The sequence below is a fragment of the Chryseobacterium sp. RLHN22 genome, from assembly GCF_051011795.1.
Taxonomy (GTDB): Bacteria; Bacteroidota; Bacteroidia; order Flavobacteriales; family Weeksellaceae; genus Chryseobacterium; species Chryseobacterium zhengzhouense.
The window spans coordinates 224,887-231,436 of sequence record NZ_JBPCHW010000006.1 but is presented as its reverse complement, the minus strand read 5'-3'; the positions used below and the strand labels follow the sequence as shown (position 1 = coordinate 231,436).

Annotated in this window: 6 protein-coding genes; 3 read left to right on the top strand and 3 right to left on the bottom strand. The window is 33.9% G+C overall.

Features of this window, described 5'->3' with window-relative positions; all coding sequences use genetic code 11:
* Positions 1-227: 227 nt before the first annotated feature.
* The 3 genes from ACR1PN_RS08720 to ACR1PN_RS08710 are packed head-to-tail and all read left to right on the top strand — an operon-like array spanning position 228 to position 3,405.
* Positions 228-1,151, top strand: coding sequence for a M28 family peptidase (locus ACR1PN_RS08720; RefSeq protein WP_433979723.1), 924 nt, complete (start codon positions 228-230; stop codon positions 1,149-1,151).
* Positions 1,152-1,203: 52 nt separating this feature from the next.
* A complete protein-coding gene (locus ACR1PN_RS08715) occupies positions 1,204-3,033 on the top strand; it encodes an ABC transporter ATP-binding protein (RefSeq protein ID WP_433979722.1) in 1,830 nt (609 codons plus the stop codon).
* Positions 3,034-3,057: 24 nt separating this feature from the next.
* Positions 3,058-3,405 (top strand): DUF1801 domain-containing protein, encoded by a 348-nt coding sequence (locus ACR1PN_RS08710; RefSeq protein WP_433979721.1) that lies wholly within the window; start codon positions 3,058-3,060, stop codon positions 3,403-3,405.
* A 49-nt stretch (positions 3,406-3,454) separates the two neighbouring features.
* Here the strand turns inward: ACR1PN_RS08710 and ACR1PN_RS08705 are convergent, their stop codons facing one another.
* The 3 genes from ACR1PN_RS08705 to ACR1PN_RS08695 all read right to left on the bottom strand — a co-directional run bounded on the left by ACR1PN_RS08705 (position 3,455) and on the right by ACR1PN_RS08695 (position 6,543).
* Complete coding sequence (locus ACR1PN_RS08705) at positions 3,455-4,783, bottom strand: peptide-N-glycosidase F-related protein (RefSeq protein WP_433979720.1); 1,329 nt, start codon at positions 4,781-4,783, stop codon at positions 3,455-3,457.
* Positions 4,784-5,012: 229 nt separating this feature from the next.
* Positions 5,013-5,666, bottom strand: a complete 654-nt coding sequence (locus ACR1PN_RS08700) for a phosphatidylserine decarboxylase family protein (protein ID WP_433979719.1) — start codon at positions 5,664-5,666, stop codon at positions 5,013-5,015.
* Positions 5,667-5,670: 4 nt separating this feature from the next.
* Positions 5,671-6,543: a phosphatidate cytidylyltransferase gene (locus ACR1PN_RS08695; protein ID WP_433979718.1), complete on the bottom strand. Its 873-nt coding sequence runs from the start codon at positions 6,541-6,543 to the stop codon at positions 5,671-5,673.
* Between the last annotated feature and the right edge of the window lie 7 nt (positions 6,544-6,550).

Sequence of the window (6,550 nt, the reverse complement as noted above, 5' to 3'; positions counted from 1 at the left end):
AAGCATAATCTTTGAGAACGTTATCAAATTCTTTAAAAAATTCATCAACAATGTAATAAATAGTTGTAATTTCATCATCAGAAATCATAGCAGAAATTTTAGTTAAATATTTGAATTTCAATACCTTAAATATACTAATTTTTCTGCTTTTTTGTATCATAAATTTATTTATTATTATCCCGAACTCACGTTAATTAATAGTAAATCAAAAATTCAAACAATTAAATATGAAAAAACTAATCTACCTTTCCCTATCATTTTTTGCAACTTCAGCTTTTGCGCAGGATGTTTCCGAAGAAAGAGTAAAAACGGTCATTTCAACTTTGGCTTCAGATGAAATGAAAGGCCGAGAAATTGGGACTCCCGAAAATGACAAGGCAGCAGAATATATTGCACAGCTTTTCAAAGAGAACAATCTGGAATACTGCACAGGGAACTCTTACTTGATTCCATTTAATTATAAAGGAAAAACTGCATACAATGTTTGTGGAATAAAAAAAGGAAAGTCTGAGAAAATTTTAGGATTTTCAGGACACTTTGATCATGTAGGAACCAACGACAAACCTGGAGACAATATTTACAACGGAGCAGATGACGACGCAAGCGGAATTACTACTCTTGTAGGAATTGCCGATTATTTTAAAAATAAGAAACCTGAATTCTCAATGCTTTTCATGGCATTCAATGGGGAAGAGAAAGGAATGTTGGGTTCAATTGCTATTTCAGAGGACAAAAAATTAGATCCTATTTATAAAAACCTTTCTGCTTTATTCAACTTCGAAATGGTGGCAACGGAATCTGAATTTGGCAAAAACGCAGTTTTTATTACCGGCGATGAGTTTTCTGATCTTGATGAGCTGTTCAACCAAAATGCTGTTAACGGTTTAAAAATTCATCCTGACCCCTATGCTCAACAGCAGTTGTTTTACAGATCAGACAATGTAAGTTTTGTGAAAAAGAAAATTATTGCACATTCTATTTCCACAGCAGATATGAGTAAAATCAAACATTACCACCAGGTAAATGACGATATAAGTATTGTAAACTCGGAGAATATGACGCAGATCATTAATAATTTTGCTAAAACTTTAGAGAAATTGAACCCCAAAAATTTCAATCCGAAGTATAACGATAAAGTAAAATTCAATTAAGAACGTCTTATCTTTAAATTTCCTTATTTTTGTAAGATTAATCTAAAATTTAATGAGTTATTATAAACGAGCGATAGACAATATACTTCCGTATAAAAAATCTATTGCGATTGGTATTTTCTTTAATATTCTTTACGCTCTGTTCAATATTATTGCCATGTTGTTTTTCATGCCCGTGTTGAATATCCTTTTTGATAAAGAAGCAAAGAAAGTCGACACACAACCGGTTTACGAAGGCATTACAAAAGCCGGATCATTTTTAAAAGACAGTTTTAATTATTACATCCAGCAACTACAGATAGAAAAAGGTCCTGAATATATACTTTTAATTACCTGTATTTTATTTATTTCTATGTTTTTTCTGAGAAATATTTTCAGTTATTTTTCAGAATTTTACCTTACTTTCTCGAGAACAGGCGTTTCAAGAGACTTCAGAATCAAACTTCACGATAAGATTTTAGACTTACCGGTTTCATTTTTCACCAATTCCAGAAAAGGAGATGTTTTTGCAAGAATTACCTCCGATGTCGGAGAAGTAGAAAGTAATATTCTAAACAGCTTGATCGACATTATACGTTCTCCGATTGTGATTATCATTACAATGGGTTACCTTTTGTATTCAAACTTTGAGCTGACTATTTTCACCCTGATCGTATTTCCAATAATGGGCACCATCATTTCAATGATCGGGAAAAGCCTTAAAAGAGACACAGGAGAAGCACAAAACGAGCTGGGAAAAATGTATTCTTTCGTAGATGAAACTTTAGTGGGTCTTAAAATCATAAAAATCTTTGATGCATCCCCTCAAATCAAGAAAAGATTCGACGATGTACTGAATAAAATAAGATTCCTTTCTTTACGCCTTTTCAAAAAGAAAGCTTTGGCATCACCTGTAAGTGAGCTTTTGGGAGCCGTTACCATTGGTATGATTGTTTATTTTGGCGGAAGATTGGCGATCCAGGGGAAAGGATTATCGGGAAGTGAATTTATTACTTATATTGCTTTATTCTACACTATTTTACAACCTTTGAAAGCACTTTCTTCAGCAATTTCGAATATTCAGAAGGGTGAAGTTTCCGCAAAAAGAATTTTTGAAATCCTTGATGCAGATTATCACATTAAAGAAATAGAAGGCGCAAAGGAAATTAATGGTTTCAACCATAATGTTGAGTTTAAAAACATCACTTTTGGCTATGAAGACAGGGACGTTCTGAAAGATTTTTCATTGACGATTCCTAAAGGTAAAACAGTGGCATTAGTGGGACAAAGTGGTAGCGGAAAAAGCACCATTGCCAACCTTATCACCCGTTTTTATGATGTAGACTATGGTGAAATTTTTGTAGACGGAGAAAATATTAAAAACATTAAGCTATCCAATTATATAAAGCTTTTCGGATTGGTAACGCAGGACAATATTTTATTTAATGATTCTATCCGAAATAATATTTCGCTTGGTTCACCAAATGCATCTTTAGAAGAAGTTCAAAATGCAGCAAAAGTTGCCAATGCTCATGATTTTATTATGGATCTGCCCGATCAGTATGACACCAACATCGGTGAAGCAGGAGGAAAACTTTCCGGAGGGCAAAAGCAGAGAATCTCGATCGCAAGAGCCGTTCTGAAAAACCCACCGATTATGATTTTGGATGAAGCAACTTCTGCTTTAGACACAGAATCTGAAAAATTTGTACAGGAAGCTTTGGAAAAAATGATGGAGAACCGCACTTCTCTTGTGATTGCACACCGACTTTCAACCATTCAAAAAGCAGACTGGATCGTAGTTATGGAAAAAGGAAAAATCGTTGAACAAGGAAGTCACCACGAACTAATTGCTCAGGGAGGCACTTACCGTAAGTTGGTAGAACTTCAAAATTTTGATTAAAATAAATTTTAATTAAATTTAAAAATGAACCCTATACAAGAATACTTCTTCAGAATCGATGAGCCTGCAAGAAGTATTCTTTTGTTTTTGAGAAAAAAGATTTTAGAATCTGATCCCGAAAATATTACCGAAACATTAAGCTTCGGACTTCCATTTTTTAAGTTTAAAAAGAAAATGCTGTGTTATTTGTATTACAGCAAGAAGCAGCAAAAACATTACATCAGTTTTTATCACGGTGACCAGCTCAATCATCCTTTACTCATCAGTGAGGGCAGAAAGAAGTTCAAAATCCTTTTAATTGACGAAAATGAAGATTTGCCTTTAGAATTGATTTTAAGCCTGACAAAAGAAGTAAAACAGTACATTAAATAAAAAATAGAAACCAGCCCGGCTTCTCTTTTCGTTTTTATATAAATGTGAATTATTTTTTGATGACTTTATGTTTAAACTGCAATCCTCCTTCCAAAGTAATGTCTAATAAATACGCTCCTTTAGGATAAGCGGTAAGATCAAGTTTAGAATCTCTTACTTCTTTTAATTTTCTTCCCTCCAGAGAATAAACGATAATATTTTTTACTTTTTTATCAGATTTAATATTTACAAAGTCTGCTGTAGGATTTGGATAAACAGAAACATCAACGGTCGAAAGATCTTTTACCGACAACATTTGGTTTGTACTCTGCATATACATTGAAAGCACGATTCTACCATCCTGTCCCTGAAAAACAGCGGTAGGAACTTCATATTTTATGGTGTGACTTCCCGCCGAAAGTGAAGCAGATGTAAAACTTCTGATCGGAACAGAATCTCCAGGACACCAGTTGTTCCACGACGTCCACCAAAGTGTTGTTTTTACCGTCGTTCCATAAATACCATTTCCCTGTGTATTGTACATTCTGTAAGGTTCACAAGATTTTCCTCCCGGAGTAAAGGTTAAAACCTGAGCATCGTCTAAATAAACAAAATTTTGTCTCCGTACGTATTCTTCACCACCAGAATTAGCACCATGCGGAGTTGAAACAATGAAAAACTTTGCATTATCAGTACTTTGATTTAAACTAAAATTTACAAGTCTTACAGTTTCTCCCGGCTGATCTGTACTGCTATAATTATTCAGTTCGTTTGAGTCTAATAATGGTAATAAATTATTGTAAGAATTTGTGATGGCAGGATCATTTGATGTAACAAAATCCAGTGTGCCCTCGAAAACATCATTTCTTCCTCCACAACCCGCAACTTGTGTATTTGCTGCATAAGGAACTCCAAAAACATCAAGTTCCACATACATATCATATGTATTTCTCAATGTCATATTGCTAAAAACAGAATACAGATTATCTACTTCATAGGTATAAGGAACAGAAGTCGGAGAAATATTTTTATTCATAAATGGGGTAATATACCTTCCGATTTCGATTCTTTTTACATTTACATCGCTTAATGTATAGGTTGTTTGATTTTTAGGTACCAAAGCCAGATGCACCCCTCCAATCCTATCGTAATTATCACACAATACACCAATTGTGACATTCATGGTAATTTTATTCTGAAACGAATTCAGCTCTGCATCGGTTAATTTTTTAGCATATCTGAAATTGGCAAGTCGGATTGTATTTGCGGGAACCGGATTGGAAACATTCGCCGCATATCCGTCGTAAAAAACAATTTGGGAAAATACATTAATCGTAGTTTGTGCAGTTGCTTTACATAAAACTACCAAAATCATTAAAGAAAGTAGAATCTTTTTCATTTAAATATTTTAACTGTTGATTTTAGGCAAAACTACAATTAAAAACATCAGCAAAATAAACAAAAGTAGCAAATGAGTATCAAAATAATAATTATTTTCAAATTACGATGAATTTCTCATGAAAATAAAGCTCTACTTATTACAATACTTAAATAGGTAAGATTAAATTTAAAATTATCAAAAAAGCCGTTTCTTTTGAAACAGCTTTTATAAATAATATATTTTAATATTAATCTCTCATTTTAGCAATAACATCAATACCGCCTTTTGTTTTGTCGCCAATCTTACAGATGATTTCAGTATCCAAAGGAAGGAAAATATCCATTCTTGAACCGAATTTGATGAAACCAAACTCATGTCCTGCTTTGGCGGCATCGCCTTCATTACAATAGAAAACAATTCTTCTGGCAACATATCCTGCAATCTGTCTGAAAACCACTTTATGATTGGTTAAGCTTTCTACAGCAACCGTTGTTCTTTCGTTTTCTGTTGAAGATTTTTCATGCCAAGCCACCAGATATTTTCCCGGATGATATTTTTTATAAATTACATTTCCGGAAACCGGAAAACGGCAAATATGCACATTTAAAGGAGACATGAAGATCGAAACCTGAATCGCTTTTCCTTTGATAAACTCATCTTCTTCTACTTCTTTAATCATCACAACCTTTCCATCTACCGGAGCAATAACGTTTTCCACATGATCCAAGATATCACGATTCGGAACTCTGAAGAACCAGAATACCAAACTGTAAATAACCAATAACGGGATAATGATCAGAAGCGACCACATTTCAAGGAAATAAATAGATACCGCCGCAATAATGGCAAAAAGTATTGTTGCAACTGTAATCGTTCCCTTCGATTCCTTATGTAATTTCATGAGTCTAAATAAATTTTTCTAAAATAAAGTACAAATATACGACAGGAACGCAGATTAAAAAACTATCGAGCCTGTCTAACACTCCACCGTGCCCCGGAATGATGTTTCCGCTGTCTTTTACACCGAAATTTCTTTTTAATTGGCTTTCCACTAAATCTCCTAAAGGCGCAAATGCGGCAATCAGAAAACCGACAACCATCCAGTTTCCGCGAAGTTGTGGTTGATATTGTTCAACAAAATAAGATAAAACTAAAGTTAAAACAACTCCACCAATATAGCCTTCCCATGTTTTTTTCGGTGAAATTTTAGGCGCCATTTTATGCTTTCCAAAAAATTTTCCGACAAGATAAGCGAAAGTGTCACTGCTCCAAATCAGTAAGAACAAGAAAATAACTTCCAGCGAAAATGTATTTTCGTAAGATGAAAATTTAGGCAAACCTAAAGCAAAAGAAAACGGTAAAGCGACATAAATTACTGTAAAAATAAGCTTTCCGCTGTCTAAATAAAGTTCGTTTGAAAATTTAAATAAAGTTACAACCGCGATCAGTGTTAAAGAAAGTGCCAATATTTCCCACAATCTGAAGTCGAAATAAAAACCGTGCTGAAAGTATCTTTTGGAGAACAAATAGAAAACAAAAATAACGAGTGGAAAGACCACCCACTTTTCATAGCCGTCTCCAAACTTCATGATCTTCATACATTCCCAGGTTCCGACCAGTAAAAGCAGACTAATTAATCCATAATAAAGGTATTGTTGCTGAACCAATCCGGGAGAAACAGAATCTAAAAGCTGTGCTCCGAAAGGAGTCGTACAAAGAAATATAACTGCAATGTAAACAATCCCCGAAAGTGTTCTCTGAATAAGATTTTTGTCCAAAATTTAT

Coding starts and splice junctions, on each gene's coding strand:
- ACR1PN_RS08705 (WP_433979720.1), bottom strand. CDS start 4,783: ATGAAAAAGATTCTACTTTCTTTAATGATTTTGGTAGTTTTATGTAAA.
- ACR1PN_RS08715 (WP_433979722.1), top strand. CDS start 1,204: ATGAGTTATTATAAACGAGCGATAGACAATATACTTCCGTATAAAAAA.
- ACR1PN_RS08700 (WP_433979719.1), bottom strand. CDS start 5,666: ATGAAATTACATAAGGAATCGAAGGGAACGATTACAGTTGCAACAATA.
- ACR1PN_RS08720 (WP_433979723.1), top strand. CDS start 228: ATGAAAAAACTAATCTACCTTTCCCTATCATTTTTTGCAACTTCAGCT.
- ACR1PN_RS08710 (WP_433979721.1), top strand. CDS start 3,058: ATGAACCCTATACAAGAATACTTCTTCAGAATCGATGAGCCTGCAAGA.